At 60.8% G+C, this 21,145-nt stretch carries 23 protein-coding genes and 1 riboswitch; of the genes, 10 read left to right on the forward strand and 13 right to left on the reverse strand.

Features of this window, described 5'->3' with window-relative positions:
* Positions 1-4: 4 nt before the first annotated feature.
* The 7 genes from GOW72_RS03960 to GOW72_RS03990 all read right to left on the reverse strand — a co-directional run bounded on the left by GOW72_RS03960 (position 5) and on the right by GOW72_RS03990 (position 6,575).
* Positions 5-1,099, reverse strand: coding sequence for a Zn-dependent alcohol dehydrogenase (locus GOW72_RS03960; RefSeq protein ID WP_170365317.1), 1,095 nt, complete (start codon positions 1,097-1,099; stop codon positions 5-7).
* 80 nt (positions 1,100-1,179) lie between these two features.
* Entirely contained in the window at positions 1,180-2,379 is a 1,200-nt protein-coding gene (locus tag GOW72_RS03965) for a TCR/Tet family MFS transporter (RefSeq protein WP_093964576.1), read from the reverse strand.
* Positions 2,380-2,503: 124 nt separating this feature from the next.
* Positions 2,504-3,217, reverse strand: a complete 714-nt coding sequence (locus tag GOW72_RS03970; protein ID WP_170357068.1) for an alpha/beta fold hydrolase — start codon at positions 3,215-3,217, stop codon at positions 2,504-2,506.
* Positions 3,218-3,228: 11 nt separating this feature from the next.
* Entirely contained in the window at positions 3,229-4,017 is a 789-nt protein-coding gene (gene pcaD / locus GOW72_RS03975) for a 3-oxoadipate enol-lactonase (protein WP_170357069.1), read from the reverse strand.
* A 73-nt stretch (positions 4,018-4,090) separates the two neighbouring features.
* Positions 4,091-5,065: a threonine ammonia-lyase gene (locus tag GOW72_RS03980; RefSeq protein ID WP_170365319.1), complete on the reverse strand. Its 975-nt coding sequence runs from the start codon at positions 5,063-5,065 to the stop codon at positions 4,091-4,093.
* Complete coding sequence (locus GOW72_RS03985) at positions 5,062-5,889, reverse strand: alpha/beta fold hydrolase (RefSeq protein WP_170365321.1); 828 nt, start codon at positions 5,887-5,889, stop codon at positions 5,062-5,064. Before GOW72_RS03985 ends, GOW72_RS03980 begins: the two co-directional genes overlap by 4 nt.
* Positions 5,889-6,575, reverse strand: a complete 687-nt coding sequence (locus tag GOW72_RS03990; RefSeq protein ID WP_170365323.1) for a haloacid dehalogenase type II — start codon at positions 6,573-6,575, stop codon at positions 5,889-5,891. The genes GOW72_RS03985 and GOW72_RS03990 overlap by 1 nt, the downstream gene beginning before the upstream one ends.
* Before the next feature lie 127 nt (positions 6,576-6,702).
* On the opposite strand from GOW72_RS03990, the gene GOW72_RS03995 reads away from it, so the two are divergent.
* Positions 6,703-7,131, forward strand: a complete 429-nt coding sequence (locus GOW72_RS03995) for an FKBP-type peptidyl-prolyl cis-trans isomerase (RefSeq protein ID WP_170365325.1) — start codon at positions 6,703-6,705, stop codon at positions 7,129-7,131.
* 11 nt (positions 7,132-7,142) lie between these two features.
* Here GOW72_RS03995 and GOW72_RS04000 read toward each other — a convergent pair whose 3' ends face one another.
* Genes GOW72_RS04000 through fabA form a run of 4 tightly spaced genes read right to left on the reverse strand, consistent with a single transcriptional unit; the run spans position 7,143 to position 9,968 of the window.
* On the reverse strand, positions 7,143-7,325 hold the full coding sequence (locus tag GOW72_RS04000) for a hypothetical protein (protein ID WP_170365327.1): 183 nt from the start codon (positions 7,323-7,325) through the stop codon (positions 7,143-7,145).
* Between the two features lie 58 nt (positions 7,326-7,383).
* A complete protein-coding gene (locus GOW72_RS04005; protein ID WP_093965010.1) occupies positions 7,384-8,175 on the reverse strand; it encodes an enoyl-ACP reductase FabI in 792 nt (263 codons plus the stop codon).
* Positions 8,176-8,180: 5 nt separating this feature from the next.
* Positions 8,181-9,410, reverse strand: coding sequence for a beta-ketoacyl-ACP synthase I (gene fabB / locus GOW72_RS04010; protein ID WP_170365329.1), 1,230 nt, complete (start codon positions 9,408-9,410; stop codon positions 8,181-8,183).
* 48 nt (positions 9,411-9,458) lie between these two features.
* The gene (gene fabA / locus GOW72_RS04015) at positions 9,459-9,968 is read right to left on the reverse strand and encodes a bifunctional 3-hydroxydecanoyl-ACP dehydratase/trans-2-decenoyl-ACP isomerase (RefSeq protein ID WP_170365331.1); all 510 of its coding nucleotides are present in this window, start codon (positions 9,966-9,968) and stop codon (positions 9,459-9,461) included.
* Between the two features lie 188 nt (positions 9,969-10,156).
* On the opposite strand from fabA, the gene irrA reads away from it, so the two are divergent.
* Positions 10,157-10,576, forward strand: coding sequence for an iron response transcriptional regulator IrrA (gene irrA / locus GOW72_RS04020; protein WP_170364932.1), 420 nt, complete (start codon positions 10,157-10,159; stop codon positions 10,574-10,576).
* Here the strand turns inward: irrA and GOW72_RS04025 are convergent, their stop codons facing one another.
* A complete protein-coding gene (locus tag GOW72_RS04025) occupies positions 10,577-11,473 on the reverse strand; it encodes a LysR family transcriptional regulator (RefSeq protein WP_170365333.1) in 897 nt (298 codons plus the stop codon).
* Positions 11,474-11,559: 86 nt separating this feature from the next.
* On the opposite strand from GOW72_RS04025, the gene GOW72_RS04030 reads away from it, so the two are divergent.
* Positions 11,560-12,357, forward strand: a complete 798-nt coding sequence (locus tag GOW72_RS04030; protein ID WP_170365336.1) for a phytanoyl-CoA dioxygenase family protein — start codon at positions 11,560-11,562, stop codon at positions 12,355-12,357.
* Between the two features lie 15 nt (positions 12,358-12,372).
* On the opposite strand, the gene GOW72_RS04035 is transcribed toward GOW72_RS04030, so the two are convergent.
* A complete protein-coding gene (locus GOW72_RS04035; RefSeq protein WP_170365339.1) occupies positions 12,373-13,236 on the reverse strand; it encodes a glycosyltransferase family 2 protein in 864 nt (287 codons plus the stop codon).
* A gap of 122 nt (positions 13,237-13,358) precedes the next feature.
* On the opposite strand from GOW72_RS04035, the gene miaB reads away from it, so the two are divergent.
* The 7 genes from miaB to metK all read left to right on the forward strand — a co-directional run bounded on the left by miaB (position 13,359) and on the right by metK (position 21,049).
* Entirely contained in the window at positions 13,359-14,678 is a 1,320-nt protein-coding gene (miaB, locus tag GOW72_RS04040) for a tRNA (N6-isopentenyl adenosine(37)-C2)-methylthiotransferase MiaB (RefSeq protein ID WP_170339872.1), read from the forward strand.
* Between the two features lie 183 nt (positions 14,679-14,861).
* On the forward strand, positions 14,862-15,626 hold the full coding sequence (locus GOW72_RS04045) for an outer membrane beta-barrel protein (RefSeq protein WP_170340437.1): 765 nt from the start codon (positions 14,862-14,864) through the stop codon (positions 15,624-15,626).
* Between the two features lie 164 nt (positions 15,627-15,790).
* Positions 15,791-16,813, forward strand: a complete 1,023-nt coding sequence (locus GOW72_RS04050) for a PhoH family protein (RefSeq protein ID WP_093964591.1) — start codon at positions 15,791-15,793, stop codon at positions 16,811-16,813.
* Between the two features lie 40 nt (positions 16,814-16,853).
* On the forward strand, positions 16,854-17,348 hold the full coding sequence (gene ybeY, locus GOW72_RS04055) for an rRNA maturation RNase YbeY (RefSeq protein ID WP_170365341.1): 495 nt from the start codon (positions 16,854-16,856) through the stop codon (positions 17,346-17,348).
* Between the two features lie 36 nt (positions 17,349-17,384).
* Positions 17,385-18,269, forward strand: coding sequence for a hemolysin family protein (locus GOW72_RS04060; RefSeq protein WP_170340440.1), 885 nt, complete (start codon positions 17,385-17,387; stop codon positions 18,267-18,269).
* Complete coding sequence (lnt, locus tag GOW72_RS04065) at positions 18,266-19,771, forward strand: apolipoprotein N-acyltransferase (RefSeq protein ID WP_170365343.1); 1,506 nt, start codon at positions 18,266-18,268, stop codon at positions 19,769-19,771. Before GOW72_RS04060 ends, lnt begins: the two co-directional genes overlap by 4 nt.
* A 42-nt stretch (positions 19,772-19,813) precedes the next feature.
* A riboswitch (SAM-SAH riboswitch) is annotated at positions 19,814-19,862 on the forward strand.
* A 5-nt stretch (positions 19,863-19,867) separates the two neighbouring features.
* Positions 19,868-21,049: a methionine adenosyltransferase gene (metK, locus tag GOW72_RS04070; RefSeq protein WP_170365345.1), complete on the forward strand. Its 1,182-nt coding sequence runs from the start codon at positions 19,868-19,870 to the stop codon at positions 21,047-21,049.
* Positions 21,050-21,145 lie beyond the last annotated feature (96 nt).

Below are 21,145 nucleotides of genomic sequence, written 5' to 3' on the forward strand. Positions count from 1 at the left end.
GCCGTCAGCCCCGGTCGAATACGATCACGTTGCGCTTGGCCGAACCGGTCTTGGTGTCCTCGATGGCCTCGTTGATCTGTTCCAGCGTCCAGCGACCCGAGATCAGCTCGTCCAGCTTCAGACGTCCCTGTTCATACAGATCGATCATCCACGGAATATCGCGCTGGATCACCACGTCGCCCATCTTCGACCCGACCATGCCCTGACCCAGGGCCGCCAGAATGACCGGCTCATAGCTGGATTGCGCGCCGGAATGCGGCATGCCGATCATCACCGCCTTGCCACCGCGACCCAGATAGCGGGGCGCCTGATCATAGGCGGGGATCGCACCGACGGTGATCAGAACCGCATCGGCCCCGCGACCGCCAAGGGCCTTGTAGGCTGCTCTCCACGGTTCTTTCAGCGTGGCCAGAACCCCATGCGTGGCGCCGAATTCCTTGGCGATTTCCAGCTTTTCCTCGGTCATGTCGACGGCCACGATCCTCCGGGCCCCGGCCAGCCGCGCGCCCTGGATCGCGTTCAGGCCCACACCGCCCGCGCCGATGACCACGACATCCTGACCCGGGCGCAACTGCGCGGCGTTGACCGCCGCCCCCACGCCGGTGATCACCCCGCAGGACAGCAGGCTGGCCACGTCCTTGGGCATCGCGTCGGGTATCTTGACGATCTGGCGGTGGCTGATCACGACCTTTTCGGCAAAGGCGCCACAGGCCATCGCCTGTTCCAGCGGCCCGCCATCCGCGGTGCGCAGCGGGCCCTTGACTGTGTCATAGGGCGTTTCGCAGATCACCGGCTTGCCGCTGGCGCAGGACGGGCAGGACCCGCAGGCGCGGATCAGGGTCACCACGACCGCATCGCCAACCTTGAATCCTCCGCTGGCTTCTCCGACGGCCGAGATCACACCGGCGGCCTCGTGCCCGTAGACGGCGGGCAGAAACCCGCCCCAAGCGCCGCTGGCATAGGTGATGTCAGAATGGCAGATCGCCACCGCATCCAACGTGACTTCGACCTCGCCCATGCCGGGCGGCGCGATCTGGATGTCTTCGATGACAAGCGGTTCGTTGAAGGCGCGGCATACGGCGGCTTTGATGGTCTGCATGGATCCCTCGTTTGGTTTGGGCCACGGTGACGCGGGAATCTGCGGTCCGCAAGGCTGAAACCGTCATTCCCGTGTCGTTGTTACGTTTCGCTGGGATGTGCACGCAGAAACAGGACGAATCCGGCCAGCATCAGCAGCAATGCCAACAGGAACGGGGCCCCTGGAAGATAGAATGCTGCATCAACCCGCGCGAATTGGGCAAAAACGGTGGTCATCACCAACGGGGAGATCACCATCGACAGCGCGTGGAGCGCGGCCAGAACCCCCTGAAGCTCTCCCTGCTGCGAATCCGGTGTTGCGCGTGACATCTGTGCCTGAAGGGCCGGCGTCACGACGGCGCCCAGTGCGGTGATCGGAATCAGCATCAACGCAATTGTGCCGTTTGTGAGAAAACCCAGGGCCAGAAAGCTGACGATCTCGAAGATCATGCCCCAAACGATCGTGGTCCGCTCTCCCAAGTGGCGGGTAGCGGGGCGGATCAAGCCGCCCTGAACTGCCGCCATGCCCAATCCGTAGACCGCGAGTGACAACCCGATCATCTGCGGTGACCAACCGAAACGCTCGGTCGTGAAGTATGACCAGATGGCGGGATAGACGTAGATTGATACCGAGTACAAAAAGTATACCCACAGCAACGGTCGGATGCCGGGCAGGGCGGCGATGGCACGTAATGCGCTGTCAGGACGCGCGCGGTGCCAGCGGAATCCGCGGCGGTTCTTGTCGGTCACCGTCTCAGGCATGACCGCGAGGCCCAGCAGGAAATTCGCAAATGACAATCCGGCAGCCGCCCAGAACGGGGCGCGGGTTCCGTATTCGCTCAGCAATCCGCCCATCAAAGGGCCGAGGACGAAACCCACACCAAAAGCTGCTCCGATGAGACCGAAATTGGCGGCCTTTTCATGAGGTTTCGAAACGTCCGCCATAAAGGCCGCTGCGGTAGAGTGGGTGGCCGCGGTGATGCCACCCACGATGCGGCCGATCAGCAGCAGCCAGATGCTGCCGGCCATGGCCATGACCACGTAGTCCAAGCTCATGACAAACAGGGAAACCAGTAAGACCGCGCGGCGTCCGTAAGCATCCGACAGGTTGCCCAGCACCGGACCGAACAGGAATTGCATCGCGGCAAAGGCCGTGCTGAGGATCCCGCCCCAGATGGCTGCCGATGCCAGAGAGCCGCCCTGAACCTCGACGATCAGCTGAGGCATGATCGGCATGACCAGTCCGATGCCCATGGCATCGATCATAACAGTGCCGAGGACGAACAGAAAAGGAAGACGCATGAAACCGCACGAATGACTTATTTTGCAGGACCTTAGTCGTCAGCCTGTCGTGTTGTAACCCGGTCTTTTGTGATCGAGGCGAAAATCTCGACTGACGGTACGTCAGCTTTGACCCGGCCGGATCTCAGACGCGGGTAGCGATTGCGTCCAATTGGCGGGCCAGATCCGCCGGATGCGAGAAGAATGGAGAATGGGAGCTGTCGATCGTCAGGCGCAATTCGGGCGGCGCGCAATGGCTCATCTCTTCCTGGTATTCAGTTGGAATCGTCCGGTCATCCATGGTGAGGATATAGGCCTTGGGAATTCCGTCAAAACGCTCGCTCAGAACCAACGGCGTGTCCTGCGGGCGGATCGCCTGCGGGCACAGGCGGGCCAGGGCATAGGTGACAACGTCGGCCGGACAGTCGTGGTAGAAGAGGGATTGCACCCGGTCCGGCAACACGCTGTAGGACAGTCCGTCTGCCGATTTCTCGACCGCATCGCCAATCAGCTGCCTTGGTGCACGCCGGCGCATTTCTATCATCGACAGCCCGGGGACCGGCACGTAGGCGCAGACATAGATCAGGGCCCGCATCCGGTCTGGGGCGAATTCGGCGGCCGCACTGATCGGGTAGCCGCCCCAGGAGTGGCCGACAAGGATCGTTTGCGGGGTCGTGGCATTCAAAACCGCATCTCGACATGTCTCGAGCGTGACCTCGGATACTGGGGTCGGGTCCGATCCATGGCTGGGCAGGTCGATCGCACGGACCGAATGCCCCAGATTCTCAAGTTCCGGTATCAGATCGCGCCAGCACCATGCGCCGTGGCAAGACCCGTGAACAAGAAGAAATTCCGCCACCGTGACCTCCTTCAGATATGTCCGGTTTCTCGCAGAAAAGCGTTCAGCAGCTCGGCGTAGACCTCGGGCCGCTCGACGCAGGGCAGGTGCCCGGCCTTGCGGATCAGCTCGAACCGGGAGCCGGGGATCAGGTCGACGGTTTCGCGCACCAGATCGGGAGGGGTCGAGCCATCTTCCGAGCCCGCAATTCCCAGCGTCGGCAGTCTGAGCCCGCTGGTTGGCGTATAGAAATCCGTGCCGGAGATGGCGGAACAGCAGCCCAGATACCCCTGCACCGGTTGGCGTACCATCATATTGCGCCATAGCTCGACATCGGGGGTATCCCGAAATGCTTTCGAAAACCAGCGCTCCATGGTTGCGTCGGCCAGCGCCTCGATCCCACCTGCACGAACGGCGGCCATCCGATCGGCCCACATAGAGGGCGTCCCGATTTTGGCGGCCGTGTTTGACAGGACCATCGCCCGGATCTGATCCATCCGCTTGACGGCCAGTCCCTGCGCGATCATTCCGCCGATCGACAGGCCGACGAAGACGCAATCCCGCACCTCGAGAAAGTCCAGAAGCCGCTCGGCATCGCGCACCAGACTTCCCATCGAATAGGGACCATCCGGTTGCGAAGACAGGCCGTGCCCCCGTTTGTCATAGCGGATGATGCGCAGACCTTTGGGAAGCAGAGGTAGCACGGGGTCCCACAAGCGCATGTCGGTGCCCAACGAATTGGCAAAAACCAAAGGTGGACCATCCGGGTCACCGTCCAGGCGATAGTGAATCTGAACATCTCCGAAATCAGCGATGTGCATCTGGTCAGCCTTTTCTGCTGCGATCATTCCGACAGTTTACGCCGCGATTTATTGCATCTGTCCTAACCCGTTGTCAGGTAAGGAATTCCAACGCGCGGGCAAAGACCTGCGGATCGACATTCCCGCCCGATGCCACGACGATAACGGCGTCGCCCTGGATCTCGTTCTTGCGGAACAACGCCGACGCCAACGAGACTGCCCCGCCCGGTTCCAGAACGACCTTGAGGCGCAGGAACGCCAAGGCCATGGCGCGGAGAGCCTCGTCTTCCGATACCGCCAATCCCGGTCCGCAGAGGCGACGGAGGATCGGAAAGGTAAAATCACCGGGCCGCGGTGTCAGGATCGCGTCGCAGATATTGCCTGCGGCTGCGTTGTTGGTCTGAACGGACCCCGAGGCCAGGGATCTTTTGACATCGTCGAATCCTTCGGGTTCGCAGGGGCGCGCCCTGAGACCCGGCGCATGTTTTTCCAGGGCAAGTGCCACGCCTGAGGTCAGTCCACCGCCACCACAGCATACCAGAACATCGGCGTCGGTCACACCGAGATCGCGCGCCTGCCGCGCCACCTCGAGGCCGACGGTGCCCTGACCGGCGATCACCTGCGGTTCGTCATACGGGCGGATCAACGTAAGACCGCGCTCCCGGGACAACGCCTCGCCGATCTCTTCGCGGCTTTCATTGGCGCGATCATATAGGATGACCTCGGCGCCCAACGCGCGAGTGTTTTTGATTTTCAGAGCCGGTGCGTCGGATGGCATGATGATGACGGACTGAACACCATGAAGCGTAGCGGCATGCGCCACGCCCTGCGCATGGTTGCCTGATGAATACGCGATCACCCCGCGTTTGCGAGCCTCGGAATCCAGGGCGGAAATCGCAGACCACGCGCCGCGAAACTTGAAGCTTCCAGTGTGTTGAAGACACTCGGGCTTGACCAGAACGCTCCGCCCGGCAAGGTCGTCCAGAAACGGCGATGTGAGGATCGGGGTTTCGCGCGCGTGCCCTTGCAGGCGCACGGCAGCGGCTTCGATCAGGTCAATTGTGCTCATATCAAATCCAGTACTTTGCGAATGACGGTAATGGACTGCGGTTCGTCCAGAAATGGAACATGGCCCCGGTCGGGCACTTCAGCCGAAATCAGCCCCGAGTGACGCCGGTGCATCTCTGTAAGGGTCTCGGCGCTCAGCAAGTCCGAGTTCGCTCCACGGATCACTCCGGTGGTAAGCGGGTTCAGGGCTTCGAACAATGGCCACAAATCAGCGCGCGGGCCCGCTGCAATCTGTTCTTTCAACGCGGTTCTCAATGCGGGGTCATAGCGCAACCGAAGGCCGGTGCCGGTTTCTTCGTATTGGAATGCGGCCTGCTTTCTCCAGGTTTCAATCGATACGCCCGGAAACTGCGGGTCCATTGCCTGTTTCAGCGCAAACGCGGCCTGTTCCAGCGTTGTTGCGACAGGAACCTTGCCGACATAATCCATGATGCGCCCGATGGCCGACGGTTCGATTTCGGGGCCCACATCATTCAGAATGACGGCACTCAGACGTTCGGGGCGAATTGCGGCGAGGGTCATGGCAATCAACCCGCCACGCGAGGTGCCAAGGATGCTGACCCGATCGAGCTTCAGGTGATCCAGCAACTCGATCACGTCCTGCGCCTCGCGCGGAACGGAATAGTTGCGATAATCCGGATCAAAATCCGAGTCTCCGCGCCCCCGATAGTCCATGGTAATGACCCGTACTCCGTTGGCGTACGGCGTGAAGAAGGAAAAATCCCGGCTGTTTCTGGTCAGGCCGGCAAGGCACAGCAGCGGCTTGCCGCTGCCTGTTTCTTCGTAGGTCAGGCGCAGACCGTCAGACGTCGTGAATTGCGGCATCAAACGCCCGCCAGTTCCGGGATCGAGGTCAGGTCGGACAGGACATGCGCCGGGGTCCACGGCAATCGGTCCATTGGTTCGCCGGCGCGGTTGACCCAGGCCGTAACGAACCCGTACCCGCTGGCTCCGGCGGCGTCCCAACCATTCGAGCTGACGAACAGAACATTCGATCGTTCGCACCCGAAACGGTCGCACACAAGATCATAGACCCGTGCATGCGGTTTGAAGACGCCGACGCTTTCGACTGACAGTATGTCGTCCAATACGCCGCCGATACCCGCAGATCTGACCGCGCCTTCCAGCATGGGCGGCGATCCGTTTGACAGGATCGCGGTCTGCATCCCGCCATCCTTGAGCGCCTTTAGTATGGCGGGAACCTCGGGATAGGCCTGCAGTTCCCAATACAGGTCCAGCAGTCTCTGCCGCAGCGCAGGATCCCCCTGCAGGCCCGTCGCCTCGAGCGCCCAGTCCAGGCCATCCTGCGTTACGTCCCAGAAATCGGCATGTGCGTCCGCCACAGCACGCAGCCACGTGTATTGCAGCTGCTTCAACCGCCAGTGGTTGGCCAGTTCAGGCCACTTGTCACGCAGCGCATCCTGGCCCGGTTCGGCGGCCGCCTGACGTGCGGCTGCGGCCACGTCGAAAAGGGTTCCGTACGCATCGAAAACGCAGGTTGTGATCGCCATCTGCCTCTCCCCATCTTCCGGGGCAGGTTGGCACAGGCCATGCGCGGGTTAAAGCGTAAAAGGGTTTACATTGCCGGGTCAGTCTCTAGGTTGGACCGCTCATTCCAAACTCAGGTCGGAGACAGTCATGACCGCAATCAAACAAGGCGACACGGTTCGCATTCACTACACTGGAACTTTGCGGGACGGCAACGTTTTCGACAGCTCGGAAGGACGAGATCCGCTTGAGTTCGCCGTGGGGTCCGGCCAGATCATTCCCGGTCTGGACGCCGCTCTGCCGGGTATGGAAATCGGCGAGAAGAAGCGGGTCGAAGTGGATTGCCAGGAAGCCTATGGGCCGATCAATCCCGCTATGCGCCAGGACGTCCCGCGCGAAGGCATCCCGGACGACATCCCGCTGGACCCCGGCACCCAGCTGCAGATGCAGACCCCCGATGGTCAGGCGCTGCCTGTGACGGTGGTGGACGCCAACGAAGAAACCGTGACCCTGGACGCAAACCACCCGCTGGCGGGCCAGGATCTGATCTTCGACATCGAGGTCGTTTCGATCAACTGATCAGCGCGCGTTCAGCCGCCCAACAATGACCCAACCGCCTCACGAAGCTGCGGTTGGGTATAGAAGATCCACAATACCAACAATGTCGTCAGGGTCAGCAGCAGCGTACGCGCGCGGCTGCTGAGCACTCCGGCCTTGCGACGAGAGTGAGATGCACGCGAATTGGTCGCGATTATCCGGTCTAGTTTGCTCATGTGATATCCCTGCCGCGGAAGTTTGGTAAAATCTTGGCAACGACAGGGAAAGATCGCGTCACATGAAGTCGGGCTGAGGCATTCCCAAGATGTGGAAACCGCCGTCTACGCGAATGATTTCACCGGTGGTGCAGGCCCCTGCGTCCGACGCAAGGTAAACGGCCGTTCCGCCAACCGCTTCGAGCGTAGCATTCGATCGCAGCGGGGCGTTCTGGTCGCAGAACTTGTAGGTCTTGCGAGCCCCCCCGATGGCCGCGCCGGCCAGGGTTTTCATAGGTCCGGGCGAGATGGCGTTGACCCGGATCCCGTCGGGGCCCAGATCATTCGCAAGATAGCGCGTCGCCGATTCCAGAGCAGCCTTTGCAACACCCATGACATTGTAGTTCGGCACGACCTTGTTCGAACCCTGATAGGTCAGCGTGAGCAGCGTCCCGCCGTTTTCCTTCATCATCGGATAGGCGCGACGAGCCACTTCGATGAATGAATAGGCTGAGACATCCAGCGAGTGCTTGAAATTCGCCCGCGTGGTGTTCAGGAACCGCCCGGTCAGCTCGGTCTTGTCCGAGTAGGCGATGGCGTGGACGAGGAAATCAATCGTTGGCCAACGAGCGGCCAGTTCGTCGAAGGCCCGGTCCAGCGATGCGTCATCGGTCACGTCCGCATCGACCATGAAGTCGCTGCCCAGGCTCTGTGCAAGCGGTTCCAGCCGTTTTCCGAAAGCCTCGCCCTGGTAGGTGAATGCCAGTTCAGCGCCTGCCTCGTGCATGGCCTTGGCAATGCCCCAGGCGATCGACCGATCATTGGCGACGCCCATGATCAGCCCGCGCTTACCCTTCATAGAATCCGACATCATAATCACCCGTTATACTTGGACAGAATCATGGAACCGTTGGTGCCACCAAAGCCGAAGCTATTGGTCATGACACTGTCCAAACCTGCGTTTTCAACAACCTCAGTTGCAATTTCGCCGGGCTGGATGCCTTCGGCCAGCGAGTCGACATTGATCGACGGCGCAATGAAATCATGCTGCAGCATCAAGAGGCAGAAAATCGCCTCGAGCGCGCCGGCAGCACCTTGAGCGTGGCCGGTCATCGATTTGGTCGAGGAGATCGGCGGCACATTGCCCTCGCCGAAAATCCGGCGGACGGCTTCGACTTCGCCCACATCTCCGACCGGTGTCGAGGTCCCGTGGGCGTTGATGTAGCCGACCTTGCGGCCTTCGGGCAGGGTGGACAAGGCCAGGCGCATCGCGCGCTCTCCACCTTCTCCCGAGGGTGCGACCATGTCGTGCCCGTCCGAGGTTGCGGCATAGCCCGTCACCTCGGCATAGATCTTCGCGCCCCGGGCCAGAGCATGTTCCAGCTCTTCCAGAACGACGATGCCGCCGCCGCCCGAGATCACGAACCCGTCGCGGTTCTGATCAAACGCGCGCGAGGCTTTTTCGGGCGTGTCGTTGTATTTCGAGGACATCGCGCCCATCGCATCGAACAGGCAGGACAGGGTCCAGTCCAGTTCTTCGCCGCCACCGGCGAACATCACGTCCTGTTTGCCCAGCATGATCTGCTCGGCCGCGTTTCCGATGCAATGCAGCGACGTCGAGCAGGCCGAAGTGATCGAGTAGTTGATGCCCTTGATCTTGAACGCGGTCGCAAGGTTGGCCGAGATCGTCGAGCACATGCATTTCGGAACGGCAAACGGTCCGATGCGCTTGGTTGCGCCGGTTTTCAGAACGGTCTGGTGCGCCGTCAGCATGGCGCTGGTGGAAGGGCCACCGGACCCGGCAACAAGACCCGTACGCGGATTGACGACCTGATCTTCGCTCAGCCCCGCGTCAGCGATTGCCTGGCTCATCGCGATATGGGCATACGCGGCGCCTGGCCCCATGAACCGCAAAGTGCGCTTGTCGACCTGTTCCGACACATCGATCTTGAGCGTCCCTGCAACCTGGCTGCGGAAGCCGTGCTCGACCATCTGCTCGCTGGCCTCGATGCCGGACTTACCCGCCTTGAGCGAGGCCAGAACCTCTTCGGCATTGTTCCCGATGGAAGAGACAACCCCCAAACCGGTGACGACGACGCGACGCATTTGCGTTCTCCTGTGTTCCATTCCCTGTTGACTGTCAGTCAGCTGGGGTCAGCTTTCCGACAATGCAACCTTCATGTCCTTGACCTGATAGATGACTTCGCCATCCGCTTCGACCCGGCCATCCGCCACACCCATGGTCAGGCGGCGGGTCTGGACTGCCTTGGTGAAGTCCACGTAGTAGGTCAACATCTTGCGGTCAGGGCGCACCATGCCTGTCAATTTCACTTCGCCCACACCCAGCGCATAGCCGCGACCCTGCCAGCCACGCCAGCCGAGGTTGAAACCGGTTAGCTGCCACAGTCCGTCAAGACCCAGACAACCCGGCATGATCGGGTTTCCTGGAAAGTGGCAATCGAAGAACCAAAGGCCCGGTGTGATGTCGAATTCCGCCACGACATGCCCCTTGCCGTGCGCGCCGCCGTCGCCTGAAATGTCGGTGATGCGGTCCATCATCAGCATCGGGGGAGCCGGAAGCTGAGCATTTCCGGGGCCGAAGAGTTCGCCGCGGGCGCATTTCAGCAGGTCGTCCTTGTCAAAGCTGCTTGGGAATTGGGCCATTCTGCCGCGTCTCCTGCCAGGGGTCTGTTTATTCAATCTGGCCTCGTCTATCACCCGTTTGCAAGGTCCTGCAAGACCACCCGAACACATCCGGCCCGCCGGAGCCGCTGGTTGCGAATGAATTTCATTTGAAATTGGTGGTGGTCGGCACTTATATATTGGGGCAGGGGAAATTGGGTAATGGTTTCATGACAGCTCAAAGCCGGGACATCGCTACGAACTGGTTGGTTGACGCCGGGCTGCGCCCGACGCGCCAGCGTGTTGCCTTGGCCGAATTGCTGGTGGGCGATGGCCGCCACCGACATGTCACCGCCGAAAGCCTGTTCGAGTCGGCCAAGAACAAGGGCGATGCTGTTTCCCTTGCAACGGTCTACAATACCCTGCGCGCCTTCTGCGATGCCGGCGTTCTGCAGGAAATCACCGTGGACGGCTCAAAAAGCTATTTCGACACCAACACCCATGACCACCCGCATTTCTTCTGGGAGGACGAGGGCCGCCTGAGCGATGCGCCGTCCGACCAACTGGTTATCCAGCGTCTGCCCGAAGCGCCGGCCGGGGTCGAGATCGCGTCGGTGGACGTTGTCATCCGGCTGCGCAAAAAGCGCTGATCACAGTTTCCCAAGCGACCTAACCAGAGCCTGTTCAGCAGCGGCGACTGTCGTGTCCGCAGGGCCGATGCCGTGACGAGCCAGAATCACGGCCTCGGTTGCATCGGGGTCGGTGATCGGCAGGCTCAGCAGCGGCATCCGATCATAGCTGAGGCCGTTTTGCGGGCTGGCATAGCTGATGCCCACCCCTTCACCATGGGCCGCAAGACTGCGTTGGATCTCGAGCGATTCCGCGCGGTAGGACACGCTGGGGTGCAGTCCATGACGTCGGAACAGACCCAGGACATGCTGCGCTGACAGACCTTCTTTGGACAGGATGAGCGGGTATTGCTCAAGCTCGGCAAGCAAAACGCTGCCTTGCCCGGCCAGAGGGTGCGCGGGACTGACCAGCGCGTTTGGCGTACTGTCCAGCAGCTTGTGGCGTGAGAAACCGGCATCGAGGCCCAAATCATAGGTGAGCGCCAGATCGAAGCGGCCGTCGGTCAATCCGCCGATCAAGCCTTCGAAAGTGTCTACCCCGTGGGTCAGAACGATATCGGGAAGAGTGTCCCTGATCGTCTGCATTGCCCGCGCCAGCAGGAACGGCGCAAGATCCACAAAGCAGCCCAACTTCAAACGGCTTGTTCCGGCAACCGGGGCTTCCGCCTCTTCGATCTGGGCAGCGCTCGTCAGCAAGGCTTCGGCCTTGTCGATGAACTTGCGCCCCTGAGGCGTCAGCGACATTGCCGCGCCGCGTCGGCGCGAGAACAGCGGATGGCCCAGGTGTTCTTCGACCCGGGTCAGCGCGTTTGAAAGCGCAGGTTGCGAAACGTTCAGGTGCTGTGCCGCGGCGGACAGGCTTCCGTGTCGCCCAATGGCGCAAACATATTCGTATTGGCGCAAGGTGATATATAACATGGAGTTAATGCTTATTTTGAAAGATATGATTTGAACAGGGGTGCCAGACATGTGCAAATCGGCCTCAGCAAATGACGGAGACCGAAATGCCACACCCTCTTGTTTCCCCGGAGATGATCGAAACCTATCGCAATGACGGGGTTGTTCTGGTCAAGGGCCTGTTCGCCGATCACGTCGATGCCTTGCGAGAAGGGGTGGCTCGCAACATGGCTGATCCCGGGCCATATGCGTCGGAAAACAAGAAAGTAGGCGAAACCGGCCGTTTCTTTGACGACTACTGCAACTGGTCTCGCATCCCCGAGTTTCGGCAGGTCATTCAAGCCTCTCCGGTTGCCGAGGTCGCTGCTGACCTGATGGAGTCCCGTTCGGTCCAGATTTTCCATGACCACGTTCTGGTAAAGGAGCCCGGCACCTCGATGGCCACGCCGTGGCATCAGGATGGGCCCTATTACTTTGTGGAAGGGCGTCAGACGATAAGCTTCTGGTCGCCGCTCGACCCGGTGACGCAGGCGACTCTGCGTTGCGTGGCGGGGTCTCACCTGTGGGAAAAGGAAGTGTTGCCGACGCGCTGGGTTTCGGAGGAGGGTTTCTTTCCTGACGAGGGCCAGTACATCGCGGTGCCAGACCCCGAGGCCGAAGGGATGCGGATCGTTGAGTTCGACATGGAACCCGGCGATGCGGTCGCCTTCAACTTTCGAACCCTGCACGGTGCCCGAGGGAACCAGTCCGACAGCCGGCGCCGCGCCTTCTCGCTGCGGCTGGTCGGGGATGACGCCCGGTATGTCGAGCGTCCGGGCCGGACGTCGCCGCCGTTTCCGGGGCATGACATGCGGGCTGGGCAACGACTGCGCGAGGACTGGTTCCCGGTCCTGCTCAATCGCTGAGCCGTTCCGGCCCCCTCAGAACCACTGGCCGGGTTCCATCAGGCCAAGGTCCAGCAACTGGTGCGAGTTCCATTGGAAAGGAACCGAGGACGGGCAGCGGAAACTGGGAATATCAAAGGTCGATCCCGCATTGCTTTTCAGCGCTTTGGCGGCGCGGAAGGAACAGATGGCGGCCGTCAGGTTGTGATGCCAGGGACAGGCATAGGTGTTGTACTCGGGCTCGTTAAAGGTGTGATCGGGTTGGAGGGTCAGACCCTTGCAGCTTTTGAACAGCGCGATCCGGTCGATCCGGCGCCGTTCGTACGGGATGTGATCCTCAAACCGCCAACGCAGGCCACCGGACATGTCCAACTGACGCTCCAGCGGTTGTCCCGATCGCTCGTGCCGGGAATGAGCATAATATCCAGTACTGTCCAGCATCGCATGATCCGGGGCCACGCCGTTGGGATAGGCGGACAGGTCGTCGGCGTAGATGTCGATCACGTGGCAGAGCATCGCGTCGCGCCGCTCCTCGGCGTGAAAGGCCAGCATCTCTCCGACCGTGCGCGTTTCGCAGAACGGAAAGAACAGGTATTCCGAGTTGTAGCAGTAGAACAGCCAGATGTTTGGCGCCGCCTGAGTGACGCGGTTTATGGTGTCGAACACCACGTTTCTGGGCGAGCAGCGCATCGTGACCCGGTGCACCCGGTCCAAGATTTCAGGCAGGATCGAAAACTGGGCCGGTGCAAATACGATCACGGATTTGAACCCCAAGTCCAAGTGATGGCGCAAGGTCCCATCAAGCTCGACATCGTCTTCGGCGAAAACCAATGCGACCGGCCCCTTGGTCAACGCTGCCCGGCCCGATTTCAGAAAGTGGTCGAGGGATTCGTATTTCATTACCCGCGTGTAGCCTGCCTTGCTGGAAATATCCGTCAAATTCGGGTAATTGCGCCAGCATTGCAAGCGGCGTTCGATGCGTATAGACGACGCCGGTCCAGCGAACGCAAAAGGCTCAGCCCATGTCCGAACCGAAAAAGCTGTATATCAAGACCTATGGCTGTCAGATGAACGTCTATGACAGCGAACGCATGTCCGAGGCGTTGGGCGGGCAGGGCTATGTGGAAACGCAGTCGCCCGAAGATGCGGACATGATCCTGCTGAACACCTGCCACATCCGCGAAAAGGCGGCCGAGAAGGTGTATTCCGAACTGGGCCGGTTCAAGGGGTTGAAGGCCGAAAAGCCCGATCTGAAGATCGGCGTGGCCGGTTGTGTGGCGCAGGCCGAGGGCGAAGAGATCATGCGTCGGCAGCCGCTGGTCGATCTGGTCGTCGGCCCGCAAAGCTACCACCGCCTGCCCGAGTTGGAGGCCAAGGCGCGTGCGGGCGAAAAGGCGTTGGATACCGATTTCCCCGAAGAGGACAAGTTCGAGAAACTCAAGAACCGTCCCAAGGCCAAACGCGGCCCGACGGCGTTTCTGACCGTGCAGGAAGGTTGTGACAAGTTCTGTGCCTTCTGCGTCGTGCCCTATACTCGCGGGGCCGAGGTCAGCCGCCCCGCCGACCGCATCCTGCGCGAGGCGCAGGACCTGGTCGAGCGCGGCGTGCGTGAGATCACGCTACTGGGCCAGAACGTCAACGCCTATCACGGGGCCGGTCCCGATGGCGACATGACTTTGGCCGGGCTGATCTGGGAATTGAACAAGATCGACGGGCTGGAGCGCATCCGGTTCACCACCTCGCATCCCAACGACATGACCGACGACCTGATCGAGGCGCACGGCACCTGCGAAAAACTGATGCCCTATCTGCACCTGCCGGTGCAGTCGGGGTCGGACAAGATCCTCAAGCGGATGAACCGCAGCCACACGGCCGAAAGCTATCTGCGTCTGATCGAGCGGATCCGCGAAGCGCGCCCCGATATCCTGATGTCGGGCGATTTCATCGTGGGCTTCCCCGAAGAAACCGAAGAGGATTTCCAGGCCACGTTGGATCTGGTCGAGCAGGTCCGCTATGGCTATGCGTATTCCTTCAAGTATTCGACACGGCCGGGCACGCCCGCGGCCGAGCGTCCGCAGGTCGATCCGCAGGAAGCTGACGACCGACTGCAACGCTTGCAGGCTCTGATCACCCGGCACCAGCGCGAGATCCAGGATGCGATGGTTGGTCGGACAGTCCGGGTTCTGTTTGAGAAACCCGGGCGTCTGGCCGGACAGATGGTTGGCAAGTCCGAGTATCTGCATGCCGTCCACGTTTCCGGAGCCGATCTTTCGGCGGGAGATCTTCGCAACGTCCGGATCACGGCCTCGGGCGCCAATTCACTGGCCGGCGAGGTGCTGTGACAGGGCTGCGGTTCACCGCTCACGCAATACTCGTGGCGTTTGTTTCCAAAATTTACCCTTGATTTATCGCTTGGAACTATGGTCGGAGAATAGCCAGAATTCTCGGGGCCGTGTTTCCAGTGGCCTTCGGGCTTTACATCGGTGGGGCTTCGGGTCGCCCGGGCACCGCAATGGAGGGTACGAGTGACACGTCAGGCAGGTATTCGACAAACAGGGGTGGGCCGTGTTCTGGCCGGCCTATTGCTGGCCGCCAGCGCAGGTATTCCCACTCATGCGGGGGATTTGGACGGCGCCGTTTCCGATCCGGTCGTGTTGGGGCCGGAGCGTTATTCCAAAGACGTCAGCGCCTTCTATCTGGGGTTCAGCGCCGGGTATGGATCAGGCGGAACAGACCAGTTCGGGCTGGCCACCAATGCGGGCACCTTTCCTATCGGAAAACTTGACCTGAGCGGTGCCTACGGCGGGATACGGGGCGGTTGGCGCGGTGTTCTGCCTGCGCGTGGCGGGCGCGATTACGTCTACGGGTTCGAGATCGGGTACGATTTCGCTTCGCTGGATGACAGTGTCACCACGCAGATAGGCACCACGACCGTTCAGGGCGGTTCCGAGATATCGGATGTGCTGTCGCTGCGGTTCAAGAACGGGCTGACCAACCCCAGCGGTTCGGTTCTGTATTTCGTTACCGTCGGGTTCGTTCAGGGTGAAATCGAAACGACCAACAGCCTGTCCAGCGGCGGCACCACTCAGTCTTTCGCAAGCGATGACCGACGCAACGGATTCGTTGCCAGCATCGGGGCCGAGCATCAGTTGAACGACAATTGGTCCGTCACCGGCGAATTCGAATATGTGCAGTTTCAGTCGAAGGTCGTCGATTTTGGCTCGGGCTTCTCGACCAAATCCACGCCCAGCTACCAGGGGATTCGCGTCGGGTTGAACTACAAGTTCTGATCCCGCCGGCGGAATCCGGTCTGAGATTTTATCACGCCGGGCCATGAATTCCTTTCCGCCTGACCGATTTGCGATCAGTTGCTCAGATTTTTGAATCTGTGGCTTGCGCCGACCGACTCTTGTTGTCTACGCTTGGGGTGACAACGCCAAGACAGGAGAACGGATTGGCCATCGGTGCCCTTACCCCACCGCAAGATGAAATGCCCGCGAACGAGGCGTTTGTTGAATTCCCTGACAACCGATTGTTGATTGATCTTTGCGGCGAATACGACCGCAATCTGGCCGAGATCGAGCGGAAGCTTTCCGTTCAGATCGTGCGCCGCGGCAACCAACTGGTCGTCATGGGCGAAGACGAGCTTCAGAAGCAGGCGATTGAGGTTTTGCAGGCCCTCTACACCCGGCTGGAAGGCGGGCGCGACGTCGAAGCTGCTGACGTTGATCGCGAATTGCGGATGGGCAATTCCGAGGCCGGAACCGGCTCGCGTGATGGCGACCAGCTTGAAATGTTCAAGGGGGGAACTGTCGAAATCAAGACCCGCAAAAAGCTGGTCGAACCCCGTACTGACGCGCAAAAGGCTTATGTGCAGTCGCTGTTCAACAACGAACTCGCCTTTGGCATCGGCCCGGCGGGAACGGGCAAGACCTACCTTGCCGTGGCCGTGGGTGTGTCGATGTTCATCGGCGGACATGTGGATCGAATCATCCTCAGCCGCCCAGCCGTCGAAGCCGGCGAAAAGCTGGGTTACCTGCCCGGAGACATGAAAGACAAGGTCGATCCGTATATGCAGCCGCTGTACGACGCGTTGAATGACTTTCTGCCTGGCAAGCAACTGGCCAAGCTGATCGAGGAAAAGCGGATCGAAATCGCCCCGCTGGCGTTCATGCGCGGGCGGACACTGGCCAATGCCTTCGTTGTATTGGACGAGGCCCAGAACGCCACGACGATGCAGATGAAGATGTTCCTGACGCGCTTGGGCGAGGGTAGCCGGATGGTGATCACCGGCGACCGGTCGCAGGTGGATCTGCCGCGCGGCGTGGCTTCGGGGCTTGCGGATGCCGAGCGGCTGCTGAAGACGATCCCGAATATCAGCTTCAACTACTTCACATCCAAGGACGTGGTGCGCCATCCGCTTGTCGCCGCGATCATCGAGGCGTATGAGGCCGACTCGGGCCGGGAAACGGGTTGAACCGTCGGGCCTGGGCAAATCGGCCTCGGAGCGTCACGAGATGAACTTGGAAATCACGATCGAAGACCCGCGTTGGCAGGGTATTGAGCCGTTGGCGCGCAAGGCCGTGGCCGCGACGCTGGCGCATTGCGGCGTGGATGCCGATTTGTGCGAAGTCAGCGTTCTGGGCTGCGACGGCGCCCGGATTGCCGAGTTGAACGCTGAATTTCGTGAAAAGCCTGCGCCGACGAATGTGCTGAGCTGGCCCGCCGAGGACCTTGCTGCGGATCAGCCCGGCGGCACACCGCTTGTGCCCCAGCCGGATTTCACGGGTGACATCGCGCTTGGTGACATCGCGATTTCGTATGACACTTGCTGGCGCGAGGCTCAGGAGGCCGGGAAATCCATGGATGACCACGTGACCCATTTGCTGGTTCACGGAGTGTTGCATTTACTGGGGTATGATCACATTCGTGACCTTGACGCCACTTTGATGGAACGTGCCGAGGTCGAGATACTTGGCAAATTGGGTATTGATGACCCATATAATGGGTAATGTGGGCCTTGGTGCCCGATCTATTGGAACAGGAAAATGGGCGATATTGACGGCAGTTCTGGAGCGGCGCAGAGCGCGCACTCGCAGAGCAGCGATGAAACCAAAGAGAAAAGCGGGCTTTTCTCTCGTATTCTTGATGCTTTTTCTTCCGCCGAGGATGACGCCGAAGTCGTCGTGAACGGGAATGAGGCCGTGACCCCTCAGCCGCGCGGCATGATCAATCTGCGGCGCATGCGGATCGAGGATGTGGCAATTCCTTCCGCCGACATCGTGTCCGTGCCTTCGACCATCACCAAAGAGGAACTGGCCCAGGTCTTCCGGGATAGCGGTCTGTCCCGAATACCGGTCTACGAGGGGACGCTGGACACGCCGCTGGGCTTTGTTCACCTCAAGGATTTTGCCCTGACGCATGGGTTCAACGGTGGATCGGCGGAATTCGATCTGATCTCGATGCTCCGCCCGTTGCTGTTTGTCCCGCCTTCGATGCCGATCGGTGTTTTGCTGACCAAGATGCAGACCGAGCGTCGCCACATGGCGTTGGTGATCGATGAATATGGCGGCGTCGACGGGCTTGTCACGATCGAAGATCTGATCGAACAGGTCGTCGGAGAAATCGCCGATGAGCATGACGCCGACGAAAATCAGCTGTGGGTGCAAGAAAAGCCCGGGTGCTATATCGTTCAGGCCAAGGCGCCGCTTGAGGACTTCGAGGCCGAAATCGGCCGGTCGCTGACCAGCCACGAGGATGTGGACGAGGAAGAGATCGAGACCCTGGGCGGGCTGGTCTTCATGCTTTCTGGGCGGGTTCCAGCTCGCGGTGAGGTGGTTTTGCACCCCGAAGGCCCCGAGTTCGAGGTTATCGACGCGGATCCGCGGCGCATCAAGCGCCTGCGGGTGATGCTGCCGGATATGGCTGCATGAATCCTGCCTTGCGGTGGCCGCATTGGCTGCGCGTGGTACTGGCCGCGATACTCGGCGCGTTGGCGGCCTTTGGCTTGGCGCCGTATGGCTATTGGATAATCACCTGCATTGCGCTTGCATCCGTCGCGCCGTTGTTTCTGGCCAGTGCCACGCGCGCTCGCGCGGCATGGGTGGGCTGGGCTTTCGCAACCGGTTACTTCGCCAATGCCCTGAGCTGGATCATCGAGCCCTTTCAGATCGACGCTGAGCGTTATGCCTGGATGGCCCCTTTTGCGCTTGTGTTCATGGCTGCTGGCTTGGCCTTGTTCTGGGCGTTTGCTTTTTGGCTCGCGCGCGGAACCCGAGAGGTGGGGCCGCGGAAGGTCATCGTTCTGGCCCTGACCCTGTCGCTGGTTGAAATGGCGCGCGGCTACGTTCTGACCGGGTTTCCTTGGGCGGGAATGGCACAGATTTGGGTGGATGCCCCGGCCGGGCAACTCTTGGCATGGGTTGGTCCATATGGCCTTGGGGCCGCGACCTTTTTGCTTGCCCTGCCGTTGGGCGCTGCCGTCGCCGGTCCTCGCAACGGCAAGGCGTTTCTTTGGCCCGTCGTGGCAGTTGGCATCTTTGCCGGTTTGGCGCTGGTTCAAGCCAGCAACCGCCCGAGGGTTGCAGAGACCGGTCACATCGTTCGTCTGGTCCAGCCCAACGCGCCGCAAGAGCAGAAATGGGACCCGTCTTTTGCCCCGCTGTTTTTTGCTCGACAGATTGAATTCACTGCCGCCGATCCGCGTCCGGACCTGATCGTATGGCCCGAGACGTCGGTTCCTGCGTGGCTAGGCAGTGCGGGTCCCCATCTGGAAGCGATTGCCGAGGCCGCTCAGGGAACACCCGTCATCCTCGGTATCCAACGCGGAGACGGGCCGCGCATCTACAATTCGATGATCTACCTCGACGAGCAGGGGCGTCAGACCGGCCTGTACGACAAGCATCATCTGGTGCCCTTCGGCGAGTATGTTCCCCTTGGCGATCTGATGGACAGGTTCGGAATACACGGTATGGCCGCGGCCACGGGAAGTGGCTTCAGCGCCGGGCCCGGAGCGGCGATGTTGAACGCCGGCAAGCTGGGTCTGGCGCTGCCGCTGATCTGCTACGAGGCGATCTTTCCGCAGGATGTTTCGGCGGCGCCGCAGCGTCCGGATTTCCTTCTGCAGATAACCAATGATGCCTGGTTCGGGACCCGTACAGGACCATTCCAGCATCTGGCGCAGGCAAGGATGCGGGCCATCGAACAGGGTCTGCCGCTGGCGCGGTCGGCAAATACCGGTGTTTCGGCGATGGTCGATCCCTATGGCAACGTAATCGCCTCCCTGCCTTTGGGTCAGGCGGGTTTCGTGGATGCTAACCTTCCGGCGCCATTGCCTCCGACACTGTATGCGCGAACCGGCGACGGGCCGACGCTTGGGCTATTGTTGGTGCTTCTGCTGCTGTTTGGGCGCAACGTTCGGTTTGGCAGGGCATAATTATCGATTGACCCCCTGTTTCTTCGGGCGTATCCCGTCGAATGCCTGTCACAACGGCTTCCTGGCGTGACGGGGAAATCTTAATGGAGCGCTTTCATGTCCCGACAGAACTACATTTTCACTTCGGAATCCGTTTCCGAAGGGCATCCCGACAAGGTGTGCGACCGAATTTCAGATGCGGTACTGGATGCCTTTCTGAACGAAGAGCCCGAAGCGCGCGTCGCGTGCGAAACCTTTGCCACCACTGATCGGGTGGTCATCGGCGGCGAGGTCGGTCTGTCGGATCAGGAAAAATTGCACGACTACATGGGCAAGATCGAAGAGATTGCCCGCGCTTGCATCAAGGACATCGGTTACGAGCAGGACAAGTTTCACCACGAAACGGTCGAGGTGACGAACCTGCTGCACGAGCAGTCCGCACACATCGCCCAAGGGGTCGATGCGTCCGCTGACAAGGATGAAGGCGCCGGTGACCAAGGCATCATGTTTGGATATGCCACCACCGAAACCCCAGCCCTGATGCCGGCTCCGATCCAATATGCACACGCCATCCTGCGCCGTCTGGCGGAAGTGCGCAAGAACGGGTCTGAGCCCGCTCTGGGTCCCGATGCCAAATCGCAGCTGTCGGTGATCTACCGTGACGGGCGGCCAGTCGGTGTCAGTTCGGTCGTGCTGTCCACCCAGCATCTGGATGAGGCGCTGACCTCGGACGATATTCGCCAGATCGTCGAGCCCTACATCCGCGAATCTCTGCCCGATGGCTGGCTGAGCGACCAGACGGAATGGCATGTGAACCCTACCGGCAAGTTCGTCATCGGCGGCCCTGACGGGGATGCTGGCCTGACCGGGCGCAAGATCATCGTTGACACATATGGCGGTGCGGCTCCGCATGGCGGCGGGGCGTTCTCGGGCAAGGACCCGACCAAGGTCGACCGGTCGGCGGCCTATGCTGCGCGGTATCTGGCGAAGAACGTCGTGGCCGCCGGCATGGCCGAGCGTTGCACGATCCAGCTGAGCTATGCGATCGGCGTTTCCAAGCCGCTTTCAATCTACGCCGACACCCACGGCACCGGACAGGTTGCCGACGCCGAGATCGAGAAGGCGGTCGGACAGGTGATGGACCTGACCCCGCGCGGCATCCGCGAACACCTGCAACTGAACAGGCCGATCTATCAGCGCACCGCGGCCTATGGGCATTTCGGGCGCGTGCCGGATGCGGACGGCGGCTTCAGCTGGGAGCGGACCGATCTGGTTGAGGCCTTGAAAAAGGCTGTCTGAGCCAGCACCGGGAAACCAAACACGGCAAGGCGCGTCCGATCTGGCGCGCCTTTTCCGTTCCGAAGGACGCACCCCCGGACGCGGCCCGCCCCTTGC

It is taken from the genome of Ruegeria arenilitoris (assembly GCF_013032855.1).
Classification (GTDB): domain Bacteria; phylum Pseudomonadota; class Alphaproteobacteria; order Rhodobacterales; family Rhodobacteraceae; genus Ruegeria; species Ruegeria arenilitoris.